At 42.9% G+C, this 15,862-nt stretch carries 13 protein-coding genes; all 13 read right to left on the reverse strand.

Annotated features, from left to right (window positions below; translation table 11 throughout):
- Positions 1–20: 20 nt before the first annotated feature.
- Positions 21–1,217, reverse strand: a complete 1,197-nt coding sequence (locus PP181_RS04875; RefSeq protein WP_272636182.1) for a glutamate-5-semialdehyde dehydrogenase — start codon at positions 1,215–1,217, stop codon at positions 21–23.
- Positions 1,214–2,341, reverse strand: a complete 1,128-nt coding sequence (locus PP181_RS04880) for an aspartate aminotransferase family protein (RefSeq protein WP_154918065.1) — start codon at positions 2,339–2,341, stop codon at positions 1,214–1,216. Before PP181_RS04880 ends, PP181_RS04875 begins: the two co-directional genes overlap by 4 nt.
- 325 nt (positions 2,342–2,666) lie before the next feature.
- Positions 2,667–3,461, reverse strand: a complete 795-nt coding sequence (proC, locus tag PP181_RS04885; protein ID WP_154918066.1) for a pyrroline-5-carboxylate reductase — start codon at positions 3,459–3,461, stop codon at positions 2,667–2,669.
- Positions 3,462–3,569: 108 nt separating this feature from the next.
- A complete protein-coding gene (gene argC, locus PP181_RS04890) occupies positions 3,570–4,544 on the reverse strand; it encodes an N-acetyl-gamma-glutamyl-phosphate reductase (RefSeq protein WP_272636183.1) in 975 nt (324 codons plus the stop codon).
- Entirely contained in the window at positions 4,537–5,724 is a 1,188-nt protein-coding gene (gene argG, locus PP181_RS04895) for an argininosuccinate synthase (protein ID WP_154918068.1), read from the reverse strand. The genes argC and argG overlap by 8 nt, the downstream gene beginning before the upstream one ends.
- A gap of 42 nt (positions 5,725–5,766) precedes the next feature.
- Positions 5,767–6,387: a GNAT family N-acetyltransferase gene (locus PP181_RS04900; RefSeq protein ID WP_138257350.1), complete on the reverse strand. Its 621-nt coding sequence runs from the start codon at positions 6,385–6,387 to the stop codon at positions 5,767–5,769.
- Between the two features lie 237 nt (positions 6,388–6,624).
- Positions 6,625–7,968, reverse strand: a complete 1,344-nt coding sequence (locus PP181_RS04905) for a mannosyltransferase (protein WP_272636184.1) — start codon at positions 7,966–7,968, stop codon at positions 6,625–6,627.
- 191 nt (positions 7,969–8,159) lie between these two features.
- Positions 8,160–9,494: an MBL fold metallo-hydrolase gene (locus PP181_RS04910; RefSeq protein ID WP_272636185.1), complete on the reverse strand. Its 1,335-nt coding sequence runs from the start codon at positions 9,492–9,494 to the stop codon at positions 8,160–8,162.
- Between the two features lie 160 nt (positions 9,495–9,654).
- Complete coding sequence (locus tag PP181_RS04915; RefSeq protein ID WP_272636186.1) at positions 9,655–11,325, reverse strand: SulP family inorganic anion transporter; 1,671 nt, start codon at positions 11,323–11,325, stop codon at positions 9,655–9,657.
- Positions 11,326–11,472: 147 nt separating this feature from the next.
- Positions 11,473–12,966 (reverse strand): alpha-L-fucosidase, encoded by a 1,494-nt coding sequence (locus tag PP181_RS04920; protein ID WP_272636187.1) that lies wholly within the window; start codon positions 12,964–12,966, stop codon positions 11,473–11,475.
- A gap of 385 nt (positions 12,967–13,351) precedes the next feature.
- Positions 13,352–13,930, reverse strand: coding sequence for a DUF1349 domain-containing protein (locus PP181_RS04925; RefSeq protein WP_272636188.1), 579 nt, complete (start codon positions 13,928–13,930; stop codon positions 13,352–13,354).
- 408 nt (positions 13,931–14,338) lie between these two features.
- Positions 14,339–14,797, reverse strand: a complete 459-nt coding sequence (locus tag PP181_RS04930) for an SRPBCC domain-containing protein (protein WP_154918074.1) — start codon at positions 14,795–14,797, stop codon at positions 14,339–14,341.
- Positions 14,798–15,530: 733 nt separating this feature from the next.
- Positions 15,531–15,862: carboxylesterase family protein (locus PP181_RS04935; RefSeq protein ID WP_272636189.1), on the reverse strand; the 332-nt coding region annotated here is incomplete at its 5' end.

A 15,862-nucleotide genomic window follows, 5' to 3' on the forward strand; every position in this document is an offset into this window, starting at 1 on the left:
TCCAAACTATTATAAACCATCTATCTTATTTGCCCATTTCCTTTCACATACCACTTGTTGGTCACCAAATGTTGAAGGCCGATAGGCCCTCTTTGATGTAATTTATCCGTACTGATGGCCAATTCACCTCCCAGTCCAAATTCGCTCCCATCCGTAAAGCGGGAGGATGCATTGTGATAAACTGCGGCAGCATCCACGGAATTCAGAAACTCGGCTGCCTTTTCCTCATTGTTTGTGACTATTACGGCAGAATGCCCGCCGCCATACGTGTTGATGGTAATTATCGCTTCGTCCAAATCCGGTACCTGCCCTATGAGTATTTTATAATCCAAAAACTCCTCGTACCATACTTTTTCATTGGGCATGACCGAAGTGCCTTCCAATCCTTCCAACTTTGCATCGGTCAGAATCTCGACCTTGTGCTTTTTTAAAGATTGGATGAGGTGGTGCAAAAACTCTTGTTTTCTTGGCAAATCCCTTGAAATCAACACCTTGTCCAAGGCATTGCAGGCCGATATTTTCGAGGCCTTCCCATTGATGATAATGTCCAGGGCCATCTGTAAATCGGCATCGGTATCCACATATACAAAATTGTTGCCCCTACCGCTTACGATGACCGGGCAGCGGGCATGTTGCTTTACAAAGGCAATCAATTTTTCCCCGCCCCTAGGGACTATCAAATCCAATTTCTGCGTTGGATGTTCCAAAAAGGCTTGGGTCTGTGTACGGTCAAATTCTAAATAGGTCACCCAATCCTTAGGACACTCGTGCTCTTCCAGCGCCTTATGCCAAAGTTCTACCAAAAATAGGTTGCTGTTCAGGGACTCCTTGCCGCCTTTCAATAAAATTTTGTTGCCCGATTTAAAGGCGATTCCCGCCGCCTCAATGGTAACATCGGGCCTTGATTCATAGATAATCAAGATGGTTCCAAAGGGCGCAGTTCTATTACTGACCTTAATACCGTTTTCATGGGAAAAGGCAAAACGTTCAATGCCCAAAGGGTCCGGTTCCGATGCCAATTTCTTCAAGGCGGAGATCATACCAGCTACTTTGGCATCGTCCACTTTCAATCGGTCGCCCATGGCCAGATCCGCCCCGTCGTAATTATCCAGATCTAATTTGTTGGCGGCCAACAAGGCCGATTTCTCCATGGAAATCAGTTGCGCCATGGTCGTAAGCACGGCGTTTCTGGTCGTTATGTCCAACTGTTTGTTCACTTCAATGCGGCTTTTAGGGCTTCAAAAAATATATCGATATCCTTTTCAGTAATATTCAGGGCCGGTAGAATTCGCAGCACATGTTTGTCCTTGGCACCCCCCGTGAACAAATGATGGTCATAGATCAATTTTTTTCGCAACGGACCCACTTCAAAACCAAATTCCAACCCTAGCATCAACCCTTTGCCTTTCACCCTCTTCACTTGGGGGATTTCGGTTGCCTTTTTTGTAAAATAATAGCCAAGCTTGGCGGCATTTTCTATTAAATTCTCTTCCTCAATCACTTCCAAAACGGCGAGTGCAGCGGCACAGGCCAAATGGTTTCCTCCAAAAGTGGTGCCCAACATGCCGTGACTTGCCTTGATATTTTCATGCAATAGAATACCACCTACCGGAAATCCATTTCCCATGCCTTTTGCGATACTTATAATATCTGGTTCAATCCCATGATGCTGAAAACCGAAGAATTTTCCACTTCTTCCGTAACCCGATTGTACTTCATCGGCGATGAGGACCGCTTCATGTTCCTTGCACAGCGCGGCTATATTTTGATAGAATTGTGTCGATGGCTCGTCCAAGCCACCAACCCCTTGGATTGCTTCTATGATGACGGCACATACATCGCCCTTGTTCAATTCTTTTTTCAAGCCTTCCGCATCGTCCAAGTCCAAAAAGGTAACTTGCTGCTGCTTGTTTATAGGAGCGTTGATGGAAGCGTTGTCCGTCGCCGCTACCGCAGCGGAAGTCCTGCCGTGAAAACTATTTTTAAAGGCGACGATCCGGGATTTTCCAGTAATAAAGGAAGCCATCTTCAGGGCATTTTCGTTGGCCTCCGCCCCTGAATTGCAAAGGAAAAGATTGTAGTTTTCACAGCCTGAAAGTTTGCCCAGCTTTTCGGCGAGTTCTTCCTGAATCGGATTTTGAACGGCATTGCTATAAAACCCGATGTTGTCCAACTGGTCCTTTATCCGTTTCACATAGTGCGGATGTGAATGACCTATTGAAATTACGGCATGACCACCGTAAAAATCCAAATATTCCTGTCCTTTAGCATCGGTAACTACAATTCCTTTGGCCGAAACCGGAGTAACATCGTACAAAGGGTATACGTCGAATAGTTTCATATCATGAGCCCCCTAACCCCCAAAGAGGGTATTTTACGGGGTGTTTGTTTTAATCGTTAATTATATTTTTAAGTATCAAGTCCAAGGGTCCAGTTCAAACTCAAACTCAAATTCAAATATTAAGTTCAAGTAAAAAATGTCAATTATTGGATTACTTTCTATCCCACTAGTACACTATTTCACAAACTCACTTATCCAACAATCCTCATATCCGCACATCAATCAATCCACCAATCCACAAATCTTCAAATTAACCAATCCACCAATCCTCACATCCACACATCAATCAATCCATTAATCTTCAAATCCCCTAATTCCCAATACGTCACCTCTTCTTAAACTCGGTAATTTTATCGTAGGATGCCACAATACCCTGGATCAATGAGGAACTTAAACCTTGGTGCTCCATTTCGTTCAAGCCCTGGATGGTACAGCCCATGGGGGTCGTTACCCGGTCTATTTCCTCTTCCGGGTGGTTGCCGGATTCAATCAATAATTTTGCGGCACCATTACAGGTATGCATGGCCAGTTCTTGTGCTTCCCTGGCATCAAAACCAAGCTGAATGGCACCTTGGGTGGTGGCGCGGATCAACCGCATCCAAAAAGCGATGCCGCTGGCACAGATTACCGTTGCTGCCTGCATCTGCGATTCCGGAATTTCCATGGAGTGCCCCATCCTATTGAAAATGGCTTTGGCCAATTCGATCCGTTTTTTGCCTTTTTCATTACTGCAGATGCAGGTCATGGATTCACCAACGGAAATTGCCGTGTTGGGCATACTCCTAATGATGTATCTGTCTGTTCCAATTACGTCCTCAATCCTGTTCAACTCAAATCCCGTGATGGTGGAGATAATGACATGATTGTCCGTGAACAGGTCTTTGACACTTTCCAGAATACTTGCAAAATGCCCTGGCTGCACCGCAAAAATCAGGATATCGCATTTGGCAACCGCTTCCCTATTATCCGGTGTGACAGTAACATTGCCATATTTCTCATATTCAGAGATGGACCTTACATTACGTTTGGTCAGGTACATGCTCGTGGCACCGTTGCTGTTCAGAATTCCTTTGGCAATGGAAAGTCCCAGATTACCTGCTCCTATGATCGCTATTTTCATTTCCCTTTTTCGTTATTCGTTGTTGGATTTTCGTTGTTAACAGTGCTTAGAAAATCTTCGATTTTATTCACTATCCCTCTAACGTACTAATCCACTATTTCACTATCATTAAAAAACCCCAGCTTTCAAATTCAGTCCCAAATTTTCTTCCAACCCTAAAATCAGGTTCATATTTTGTACCGCCTGTCCGGATGCTCCTTTTAATAAGTTATCGATGGCCGATGTTATCAAAAGGGTATCGTTGTGTTTATGCAAGTGTATATGGCAATTATTGGTGTTTACCACTTGCTTTAGACTAATAGGTTCTTCCGAAACATGCGTAAAAATGGCATCGGTATAATACTCCTTGAACAGGGATTTGGCATCTTCCAAGGAACCTGAAAAATCCGTATAAGCCGTAGCAAAAATGCCCCGTGTAAAATTCCCCCGGTTTGGTAGGAAAAACAATTCGCCAATAGGTTGCTGAAAGGAACGCAGGCTTTCGTTGATTTCCCCCAAATGCTGGTGCGTAAAGGGCTTATACCAACTTACGTTGTTGCTGCGCCAGCTAAAGTGGGAGGTGTCCGTAGGGCTTATGCCCGCACCTGTGCTTCCAGTGACCGCGTTTACATGGATCTTGTCCGATAACATACCCGCCTTTGCCAAGGGCAAAAGCGCCAATTGAATCGCCGTGGCAAAACATCCGGGATTGGAGATGTATTGGGCATATTCAATATCGGAAGTATTCAATTCTGGCAAACCGTAAACAAACTGTTTTCCGTTAAAATTGGCATCGGCCTGTAACCGAAAATCGTTACTTAAATCGATGATTACCGTCTTCTCGGAAAAGTTGTTTTCCAATAAAAATTGGGAGGAATTTCCATGTCCCAAGCACAGGAAGACAACATCCACCTCAAGATTCACGGTTCCGGTAAATTGCATATCGGTCAGCCCTAAAAGGTCGGGATGCGCAGTATATAAACCCTTACCGGCCCTGGTAGTGGAATAAACAAAATCGATTTCCACTGCAGGGTGATTCAATACTATCCGAATGAGTTCCCCCCCAGTATATCCCGAACCTCCAATAATACCCGCTTTAATCATTGCCTTGATTTACGTGGTTGTATATTTTTCCCGCATTGGACTGGATTTTAATAAAGCCCTTGGCTTCCTCGGCCGTCCAGCCCTTGTTCATTTCGCCATAACTTCCAAAGGAGGCATTCATAAGGTCGTGTGGTGAGGAAATACCGTTCAATCGAAACTGGAAGGGGTATAAACTCACGAACACATCGCCCGACACCGTTTTTTGGGTATCGGTTAAAAAGGCCTCGATGTTCCGCATGACGGCATCCAAATATTGTCCTTCGTGCAACAGCATCCCATAGAAATTACCTTGCTGCTCCTTTTGAAATTGTTGCCATTTGGTCAAAGTATGTTTTTCCAAAAGATGGTGGGCCTTAATGATGATTAAGGCGGCCGCTGCCTCAAAACCTACCCTCCCCTTAATTCCAATAATGGTATCACCTACATGGATATCCCTGCCAATGGCATATTTGGAGGCCATTGCTTCCAATTTTTCTATGTTGTTTACGGGAGTATCGGTGGTTCCGTCCAAAGCGACCAATTCTCCTTTTTTAAAGGTCAGTTTAACATTCGTTGGCGTTTTTTCTTCCAACTGGCTGGGATACGCACTATCCGGCAGAGCCTTTTCAGAAGTCAAAGTTTCCTCGCCCCCAACCGAAGTTCCCCAAAGTCCTTTGTTGATACTGTATTTGGCCTTTTCCCAAGGGTAGTCCACCCCATTTTCCTGTAGATATTTGATCTCGACTTCCCTGGCCAATTTGTTGTCACGGATGGGGGTGATGATTTCTATTTCCGGAGCGATTATCTGAAAAATCATATCGAAACGCACTTGGTCGTTACCGGCTCCCGTGCTACCGTGGGCAATGTATTTGGCCCCTATATTCTTGGCATGGTTAACGATCTCTATGGCTTGAACGATACGTTCGGCACTTACCGATAACGGATAGGTATTGTTCTTCAATACGTTGCCAAAAATTAGGTACTTGACCACTTTCTCATAAAACGTCTGTACGGCATCAATAGAGGTGTAGGAAGTGGCGCCAAGTTCCAAGGCCTTTTTCTCAATGTTTTTAATTTCCTCAGGAGTAAACCCGCCTGTATTTACGCTCACGGCATGGACCTCAAATCCTTTTTCCTTTGATAGATATTTGGCGCAATAGGAGGTGTCCAATCCACCGCTGTATGCTAAAACTAATTTCATTACTTATTCTATTTAGTTCCCTAATTGGGAATCAATTTGATATTATTTATTCTCTTTTTTAAAGAACAAGGCCTCCTTGATACTTTTTAATCGTTTAAAGGATTTGCTATTAATCTCCTTTTTCTTCTTGTCCTTTTCCTTGCGTTCCGGATCGTAAAGCATTCCCGTGCAAAGACACATTTTACGCTCGGTACGGGTCAGAATATCGAAGTTTTTACAGGTTTGGCAACCTTTCCAAAATTCGGGGTCGTCCGTTAGTTCTGAAAATGTAACAGGTTGGTATCCAAGATCGTAATTGATTTTCATTACTGCCAATCCTGTAGTGATTCCGAATATTTTGGCATTTGGGAATTTCTCCCTACTCAGTTCAAAAATCCTACCCTTAATGGCCTTTGCAAGTCCGTGACCTCTATAATCAGGGTGTACGATCAACCCAGAATTGGCCACGAATTTTTCATGGCCCCATACTTCGATATAGCAAAATCCGGCAAATTTGTCCCCGTCCAAGGCAATAATTGCATTTCCGTTGGACAATTTCTTTTGAATATATTCTGGAGTGCGCTTTGCAATCCCCGTTCCACGAACCTTGGCGGATTCCGCGATGGTATCGCAGATAATCTGTGCATATTTAAAATGTGATTCGTTAGCAACAACTAGTTTCATTGCCATGTTTGGATTTTAATAAGAAATAAAAATAAGATTTTGCTCGTGCGGAAATGGACTCACCTAATTCCATTAAAAATGTACAACCCTTACGGGCGACGACGGCGAGATACGAACGGACTGATGGGAGTACTGATACTCGTAAAAATAGAAATGTAAAGCTTCTCGTTCATTATGAAGTAAAAGTACAAATTAAATTGAACCTAAGTAAGAATGGGCCTATTTTTTACAAAAAGCTTACTTTTTGTTAGGATGCACGAAAATTTCATATCCCATAAAACCCAATACCACGGCATATTCCAAAGCCAGAAGGAGTAAATTTTCCTCATTGTTCACTTGGGAATAGGCAAAATAACTGAGAACGATCATACCTGTCCAGATTACAGGAAACTTAACAGAATTAAAGACGCCCAAAAGCAATACCGAAATGATGTACCACGGATGGACCGTTGTTGAAATCATGTAATACATTGTGAGCAGCCACATCATGGAAGCCATGAGTGTTAGGAGGTCCTTATTGTTCCTTAGAAAAGTAAGGAGTAGGGCCGTGATTAAGGTTAAATAAGGAACAATTTTGCCATACTCCTTTATGAATTTCCAGGGTTTTTCATCCATGGCAATGGCAACGCGTTTTGCCACATTGTAGAAGCCTGCATTGAATTCAAAGTTTGAAAACCAGAGTCCGACAGTCTCTGTATAGTTGGTTAAAAAGGCAGGGTCATAAAAAGGCAAAAACAATAGGATCGAAATACCTGCGATTATAAGATAAAAAGGCAGGCTCTTTTTTAGTCCGAAATATGTTAAGAACAAGGGCATAAAAAGCAGGGGAACCAATTTGACCGATATGGAACAGGCCATGACGATGGCCGCAAGCTGCCATTTGTTTTGGGACAATAAATACAGCGACCACACCAGAAAAAACAGCATGATACCTTCAAAATGAAGGTTACCGGTGAGTTCAACGATGACCAAGGGATTCAAAAAGTACCAACAGATAAGGTGCGGGGACCTATTGAGGTTTTTTAATAGTTTCCGGCCAAAATAAAAGATACCCAAATCGGCCAGGATAATCGTGCTTCTTAGAACTACAATTGAGCCCAAGATGGACTTTCCGCCTAACAGTGCCGCAAGGGCAAATACCATTTGGTGCAAAGGAGGATAGCTGCTGTAATGTTTGGCGCTTAGACTACCCATTCCCTGGTGCAATTCCTGTGCGTTCGCAATGGGAAGGTCCCGATTTTCAATAAGGGTGTTTGGAACTTCCAAGTACGGATTCAAAAGGTTTATGACGAGTTCCCCGTCCCAAATAAAACGAAAATAATCCTGGGACAAGTGGGGCTCAAGCGGGATAAAAATCAGCCTGAACAAAATTCCAGATACCAACAGAAACCGAAAGTTCCATTTTTCGAATTGGATAAGTTTCCAATAGAAAAAGAAAAGTGCCGCAAATAGAGTAAAAAGCTTTACATAGTCCGTTCGTTCCAACTGAAAGGCTAGACTATAGTAAAAAACCATGGAGAACAGCGCAAAGAGCAAGGGCAGTCTATGGAGTTGAAAATACGTTGTCAGCCTTCTGGGCACGTTATTAAGTTTGGTTGAACAAGCACACTAATTTAGCGGATTATTTCAACTCCAAAAATATGAGCTTCTCAAAGTGTTTGAAATTCGTTTATATAACGATATCCAGGATTGTCTCTCACGCAAAAACTCGGGGGTATTTTTGGTTGTATTCTTTTCAAAAAGGCAAGAGGCTTTAGCCAAATCCATAGATATTAGGTGTTTTTGAATTCCTTTACCTCCTCACCAAGGTCCAAAACTTTGGCATTTTGCATTAGTTTTTGAAGCAAACTACTCCCGGCTGCACTTCTATACCCTCCCGCGCAATGCACGACAATCGGTTTGTCCCGCGGTATATCCTTGTATGTATTTCTAAGATTGTTCAGGGGATGTGTTAAGGCCCCTCCAAAAAAGGTTCCTTCATTGATTTCGCTTTGGTTACGAATATCCACAATGGTATAATCGGAGGGATTCTTTTTGAAATCGGATAAATCCAGTCCATTGCTCTGCTCCAAATGCTTTTTATCCGGGGTTATGACCGATTTTAATTGGCTTTCATACCCAATTTTGGACACCCTATTCAATATTGCTTCCAAGTCATACGGATTATCGATGACGATATGGAAAGGCTCTTCCGGTGCTATTATGGAACCCAACCAAGTTTCGAATTTGTCTTTTGGTGAATTGGCCTGTATGTTAATGCTCCCCGGTAAATGGCCTTTCTTAAAATCCCATTCATTTCGTGTGTCCACAAGCCATCCATTTTCCATGGCATTGAACTTAAACTCTATAGACGCTGTCGCCTTTCTAACATTCTTTGAGCCCATTTTGTTTATGTCCACGTTAAAACCAAAATAGGAGGGAATAAAGGGCTGACTATCCAATAAATAGCTTGTAAATTCCTCCTTGGTCAGTTCCTTAAAAGCCCAGTTTCCCTGCCGTTCCTCTCCTAAGGTACTGCTACTGGCGGAACTTAAATTTTTACCACAGAGCGAACCCGCTCCGTGTGCAGGATACACTATGGCCTCGTCCGGTATACCTTTGAACTTGTTCCTTATGGTGTGATACATCATTTCAGCCAATTCTTCACGCTTTGCCTTCATGTTGCCCGACTTCTCCCTTAAATCAGGTCTTCCAACATCGCCAATGAACAACGTATCCCCAGTAAAAAGAGCCATTTGATTATCATCTTTGGCGATTATCGTGATACTGTCCGGGGAATGCCCCGGCGTATTAATGGCCGATAACGTTACGTTTCCCAGGTTCAAGGTAACACCTTCGTCAAATGCGGTAAAGGGATAAGAGGCACCCAACTTTTCGCTGTTGTAAATCGTAGCACCTGTTTCCTCATGTATTTGAAGATGGGAACTTACAAAATCGGCATGGGGATGTGTTTCCATGACCGCAACGATATCCGCATCGTTTTCATGGGCATACTCATAATATTGTGTGGGATCTCTTTCCGGGTCTATGATGGACATCTTCCCATCGCTTATTATGGCATATGAATAATGGGCCAAAGGGGCATATTCAAATTGCTTTATAATCATAATGTGTAGTTCTCTATTTTTAAAAAAGTATCCCAAATAAAATAGGACATTCTATAAAAATAGACAGTAACAAAGGTTACATTGAACTTCATTTAAGAAAAATTTTGACCTGATAAAGCGCATGGTTCGCTCCAAAAGGAAAAGTCCTGTAAATCGAAAATCAGCTCGATATTTCGCCTGCTTTCAATTTGTCCCTAAGATAGGAATAGCTATCCCCAATATGCTCAAAAATATCTTCGGGAGGTATAAGGTCAGGAATAATATCCACGGCCTCCAACATGTCCCTGGGCTGCTCCTTCAGACCCACCAAGATCACCTCAATATTTTCCAGTTCAAGGTCCAAAATCACTTCTTCCAAGGTATATAGCCCGGTCTGGTCCATGTAGGGTACGCGGTCCATGCGTATGATTACCGCTTTTACATCCTGGGAAAGGGTCTTGATCTGGTCCTTGAAATAAGAAGTAAAACCAAAGAACAAGGGCCCATATAAATGTTTAACGATGACCTTGTCCTTGTATTTATCGTAAAACTCTATCTCGTCCTGCCAAGGTTTCTCTCCGTCTATTTCGGCTATATTTCCCACTTCCAGTCCTTTTTCGCCTATGTCGCCGGATTTTTTCATGAACAACAGACAAGCCAGGGCAATCCCGATTCCTACGGCGTGTATCAAGCTACCAAACGTGGTTACGGACAGCACCAACAGAAGTACGACGGCATCGGCCTTGGGTACTTTTCGCAAATGCTTCAACCCCTTAAAATCGATGATCTTAAACCCGATGGGAATCAGCAATCCGGCCAGAACACTGAGCGGAATGTGCGCGGCCAGTTGTCCAAGCCCCAATAAAACGGCCAAAAGAAATAGGCCATGGAAAATCCCCGATAAACGCGTTTTCCCGCCCGCATTGATATTCACCACGGTACCCTTGGTGGCTCCCGCCCCGGGAATCCCGCCAATGGCGGCCGCCAACATATTTCCAATTCCCTGCCCAATGAGCTCCCTGTTGCTATTGTGCTTGGTCTTGGTCATATTGTCCGCGATTACGGAGGTCAACAACGAATCGATACTGCCAAGAACGGCCAATACCAAGGCAAATTCTATGATCTTTGGATAGGCACTTGGGGGAACGCTAAAGATGCCCCCAAGTTGGAAGGCGGGCAATCCGGACGGAATCTCCCCGATCAAAGGCACGTCCATTTTAGCAAAATAGGATATCAAGGTCGCCACGATCAATGCCACAAGGGCACTGGGAACGGCCTTGGTGATTTTCGGGAAAATGAAATACACTACAATGGTTATGGCCCCCAACAACAGGGCATTGAGATTGATTTCGGATGCAATTCTAGGTAAATCCTTTATGACCGATACGGTCGACTTTGCCGAGTCCATGCCCAAAAATGGAAAGATCTGCAAAATAACGATGATAAGGCCCACCCCGCTCATGAATCCAGAGATTACCGGATAGGGAAAATATTTCACATAGCCCGCTATATTCAAAAATCCAAAAATGACCTGAAATGCGCCACCCAACAAAAACGTCAATAATATGATGTTCATGGAACCCTCCGCACCACCGTTCATTTGCATGGCAGTAGCCACCAAGGCTGCCGATACCACGGTCATGGGACCAGTTGGACCACTGGCCTGCGTCTCCGTTCCCCCAAACATGGCTGCAAAAATACCTACCGCTATGGCCCCATAGAGCCCTGCCGTTGCACCGAGGCCGGACTGTACACCAAAGGCCAAGGCCAAGGGCAAGGCGACAACCCCGGCAACCAAGCCACCTGTAAAGTCCCCTTTTATATGTTTGGTATTGAATAGTTTATTGAGCATAGCGTTCTATTTTGGTTAGTTTTATCGGATTAATAATAAGTAAGTTATCCGTCAGGATTGTATCTGAAAGATACCAAATCTGAAAGTTTTTTATAGCTGCTATCGATGAAAGCTTTTTGTAGACCTACATAAAACTATGTTACTGGATTATTCCAACTGGGTAACCTTGATGGTCCATACATGGTCGCTAGGGGGATTTTTTCGGATGGATTTAGGAATGTTGACCACAAAGCCTTCCCCTTGGGGTGTCCACTTCAAAACCCCGTTATGTCCCAAAAGCGTGACCATACTCCCTTTGGCGGGTTGGTGGGATTTAACGGTAATACTGGATGGCATTTCGGTTTCTCCTTCCTTCGCTAGGTACATAAAGTAGGTTGTACCATCCTTCTGTTGGGTCATACAAATGTTATCCTCTTTGTAGGGCGCCAAGGTATGGCTATTGTAAATGGCTTCGTTGTTGATATCCATCCACTTTCCATATTCCTGGAGCAAATTATAGGCACCCGGGTCCCATTCCCCCTCTGGCGATGGGGCAATGTTCAACAACAGATTACCTCCCTTGGCTACGATATCCACCAACATTTGTATACCTTCCTTACCTGTCATGTAGTTGGAATCCGGCGTGTAGGACCAGCCATCACCTGAAATGATGCAGGATTCCCAAGGGTAGGGCAGTTCCTTTTCCGGTACGCGGTTTTCCGGGGTAAGGTAATTTTGATTTTTTCCGTAAACGGCACGGTCCACGACAATGAGCCCGGGTTGTTTTTCACGGGCCTTGGTCACCAGTTCGTCCATGCGGATATCCTGGGATACCATTCTGTGTTTTATGAAACCATTTCCCGAAGCGTTTTCGGTAAACTTTTCCGCATAGTTTTCCTCCAAGTTCTGTTGATCCCGTTTTTTGACCCAACCGCCATCGAGCCAAATAATGTCCACCTTGCCATAGTCCGTCAGTAATTCCAACAATTGATTATGCGTGAACTGTACGTACTTTTCCCATTTTTCAGGATATAGGGCAGGGTCATAGTTTACATTCCTGTCCTGTGGCGGAAAATAGGGGTCCCAGTAGTTTTCATGGTGCCAATCCGGTTTGGAAAAATAGGCACCTACCCACATATCCTTCGCCCTAAAGGAATCGAAAATTTCCTTGGTGATATTTGCCTTGGGATGTTCGCTAAAGGCACATCCTGGGTCGGTAACCTTATAATCCGTGTATTTGGAGTCGAACATGGAGAATCCGTCATGGTGTTTTGTGGTAAAAACCACATATCGCATTCCGGCGGCCTTGGCGGCATCGGCCCATTTATCAGGGTCAAATTTTACAGGGTTAAACGTCTTTTTAAGATCCTCGTACTCCTTTTTATATTCAAAATAGTTTTGGGGATTGCTTCCTTTGGTACGTTCGCACCAACCGTAGTCCTCCGGACAAATGGACCATGATTCCACGATGCCCCATTGGCTGTAAGCGCCCCAATGCATTAGTAATCCGAATTTAATATCCTGCCATTGATCCAGTTTTTCCAGGACCAAGGGGTCCGTTTCGGGCACATACCGTTCATCTTCCAAGATGGCCTGGGCGAAGGAATAGGAGGTAAACAGAAGGATTAAGGCGATGGCTAATTTTTCCAGCGAAGTTTTCATGGTTGATTACGTTAAGACCGAAAATTGAAAATCGTTTAAATAAGCTGAAATATAGCAAATCTGGAAATCAATAATAAGAAGAAGGCTCCTAAAGGTTGATAAAAATAAAAGGGCCAAGTAAAGTGCTCTAGAGGTCAAATTTTGGAAATAACTTTTAGTAATTAGTTCAATGATCTGGATTATTGGCAGTTGGTTTTAGAATAATTTACCATGTCCTTTTTTTCATAAGTTCAGGAATGCTGCGGCAGATTGGCCATAGAAATCTATCATGAATTGGGCTATAATGGTCTATTTTAGGCGTGTGGCCTTAAAATGATTCCTCATTTATCCATTGGTTTTAGTCCACGCATAAGAAGCATTGTTATTTTAAGCAGTTTGACAATGGTTATTTTTTTATACTTTCCAACCATTCCAATCTTTTCAAGTCCCCTAAATGTTTGATGGTAAACCCTTCAAAGATGGCTTTAAAGCCATCTCCATCTGGACTTGCCGCCATCATACCCACCTTTACCGGAATCCTATCTTTTAGATAGCATAGGTTGCTCATCGCATAGTCCTTGCCATCCAGGGAATAATATATTTCTACCGCATCTAATCTTCTAATAATCTTAATCCATACGGATTTAGGTCTTTCCAATAATCTAATAATGCTCCAGCTACTTTGACGGTTCGTTACTACGGTACTGTAATTATACATGCCGTCAACATATTCAATTCCAGTTTTTATCCAATGTTTTTCGTTAATACGTAACATCATCCCCATTTGGTCATATTGGGTTTTATAGGAACCTGTAATTTTTAAGGTGGCCTCGAACTCGCCACCTCTGACAGTATAATAAAACGGACCATCGTCTACCGTAAATCCATAATGTGTTTTACGCCAATAGTCTGATTGCGGGGTTACGAACAATTCTAATCTGTCGTCTGAAATGTTCCAGGAGCTTGGTTCGTTATACCAGTTCATGGAATTTAAGTTTTGTGAAGAAGCTTTGTTTGCCATGGGTTACATTCCTAAAATTGTATGCTATTTAATCGTGTTTGTGACCGTACTGCGAGTAAAGTATTGTGAGTTAAAAAGGTCTATTTTCATTGGGCCAAGATAAGGCTTCCCACCTTCTGGATGTTTGTATGGTGCATTTCTTACTTTATATGGATTTTAAATGAAATATAACGAAAGCCCTTTAGAAAAATATGGTTATCCTTTCAAATTTGGAATTGAAGCTATCCAGTTGGGCTAGAAGAGCAAAGACAATAAATTTTGAAACAAGCGGCTACCATTGCAAAATCTGGGCTGTCCTATGATGAGAACTATGTATCGAAATTGAACTAAAAGAACTTGTTTTTTAACTCAGCATCTATGTTAGGTGCAGTTTTATTTTTCTGAAATCTCTTTCAATTTGTCTAATGCGCTGGGATAAGTATTATCAAAGTAGTCAAGGTATTCATCAACAACATCCAGCTCCACAATTACGGTAGTGATTCCATTGTTTTCTTTGAACTTATAGTTTTCAAGTCCGCCAGCCCATTTTTCTACCTTTTCCCCAGTTGTTATTTCATTCTCTCCATCCAGAATACCATAGTGACGAATTGAAACAAAATCGGCAGGTTTGTTTTCAACAATTTCCGAAACCATGCCTCCTTTTTTACCATTTTCATCTAATCCGATAAAATGAATTTTACTTCCTTTATTCCAGCTTCCCTCAAAAGTTGATGTTGGGTTAAAAGCTGACGTCCAATATTCATAGGTGGATTTATCATTTAACCCTAGCATCGCTTCATAGACATTTTGGGATGAAGAATTTATCTTCTTTTCGTATTTGATTTTTTTCATCACTCGATATTAAAGTTTTAAATTAATCTTTTTATCCAACTCCAGAGTTATGATATGAAAAGATTTTGTTCGGGTATTTTAATGATTCTCAAAAATTGCAGCTAACGCCGCGCTATGCGTAGTCCGGCGAATTTTAAGGAAATAAAGCAAATTCATTTGCGGTATTGGTAATAAAATTGGCCGACCTTCCGAGTGAAGCGAACACATGAATACTTTAAGAAAAATAAAAAGGCATGAATAAATTACATATAGAGTCCTGATATGTCGAGTAGCAGAGCCTTAGCGGCGGTCTTTACAAAGAGGTCCCTTATCCTACGGCCAATGTAATTTAGTTCACTGTTTTTTATTCTTTGCTAGCTGAGTTCATGAATCTCGCAAGCTCGATTTGGCATGGCGCAGAGCTTGTGCTGAGTTTATCGAAGTAATGATGTCGACTAGCTTTTGGTGCGGGAATTGCGCTAGCAATGCAACTAAAGTACGCCGCAGGCGACCAAGAGGAGCGACCGATGAATTCCTTTGAAAAAATTAGAAATTACATGAATAATTCGACATCATCGCATAAATATGTGTGATCATAGTTAATGATAAGAAAGCTAAACCCTAGGAAACATACCATGGGAACCATCGACCTTGCCAGTTTGCTCCTAAATAAAAAGGGGCCCTTGTTCATGGCCCCTTTTCTGCATTGTTCATTTGTTCAGATTCATATTAAATGTAAACATGAAATATCCGGCTAATCCAGTGGCCTGATCATTTTCATCAACTCCCGGTCATGATTATGCACTATGCGGCATTCCGTATCAAAATACATCGTGGCGCCATTGTCCGCGGTATAAGGTTCCCACTCTGGAAGTACCCCTTGTACGTTGGGATTTCCCGTTTTTACAAAATTGATCCAGGCAGAACTCATCTTGTCGGCCAGTTCCCAGGCATCCTCTCCATTGCCGGTCCAGTCTGACCTTAGATCGACCGTATTGAAGGCCAAAGGAATGTCCAAACCATGGAACGAACCTTTAGAAGCTTCCTCAACGGGGCTTTTCCAGGCCAATAGGTACGCGTATACAG

The sequence above is a fragment of the Maribacter sp. PR66 genome, assembly GCF_028464205.1.
GTDB lineage: Bacteria > Bacteroidota > Bacteroidia > Flavobacteriales > Flavobacteriaceae > Maribacter > Maribacter flavus.

Excerpts from the sequence above, each read along its gene's own strand:
- PP181_RS04880 (WP_154918065.1), bottom strand. The coding sequence starts at position 2,341 with ATGAAACTATTCGACGTATACCCTTTGTACGATGTTACTCCGGTTTCG.
- proC (WP_154918066.1), bottom strand. The coding sequence starts at position 3,461 with ATGAAAATAGCGATCATAGGAGCAGGTAATCTGGGACTTTCCATTGCC.
- argC (WP_272636183.1), bottom strand. The coding sequence starts at position 4,544 with ATGATTAAAGCGGGTATTATTGGAGGTTCGGGATATACTGGGGGGGAA.
- argG (WP_154918068.1), bottom strand. The coding sequence starts at position 5,724 with ATGAAATTAGTTTTAGCATACAGCGGTGGATTGGACACCTCCTATTGC.
- PP181_RS04900 (WP_138257350.1), bottom strand. The coding sequence starts at position 6,387 with ATGAAACTAGTTGTTGCTAACGAATCACATTTTAAATATGCACAGATT.
- PP181_RS04910 (WP_272636185.1), bottom strand. The coding sequence starts at position 9,494 with ATGATTATAAAGCAATTTGAATATGCCCCTTTGGCCCATTATTCATAT.
- PP181_RS04915 (WP_272636186.1), bottom strand. The coding sequence starts at position 11,325 with ATGCTCAATAAACTATTCAATACCAAACATATAAAAGGGGACTTTACA.
- PP181_RS04920 (WP_272636187.1), bottom strand. The coding sequence starts at position 12,966 with ATGAAAACTTCGCTGGAAAAATTAGCCATCGCCTTAATCCTTCTGTTT.
- PP181_RS04925 (WP_272636188.1), bottom strand. The coding sequence starts at position 13,930 with ATGAACTGGTATAACGAACCAAGCTCCTGGAACATTTCAGACGACAGA.
- PP181_RS04930 (WP_154918074.1), bottom strand. The coding sequence starts at position 14,797 with ATGAAAAAAATCAAATACGAAAAGAAGATAAATTCTTCATCCCAAAAT.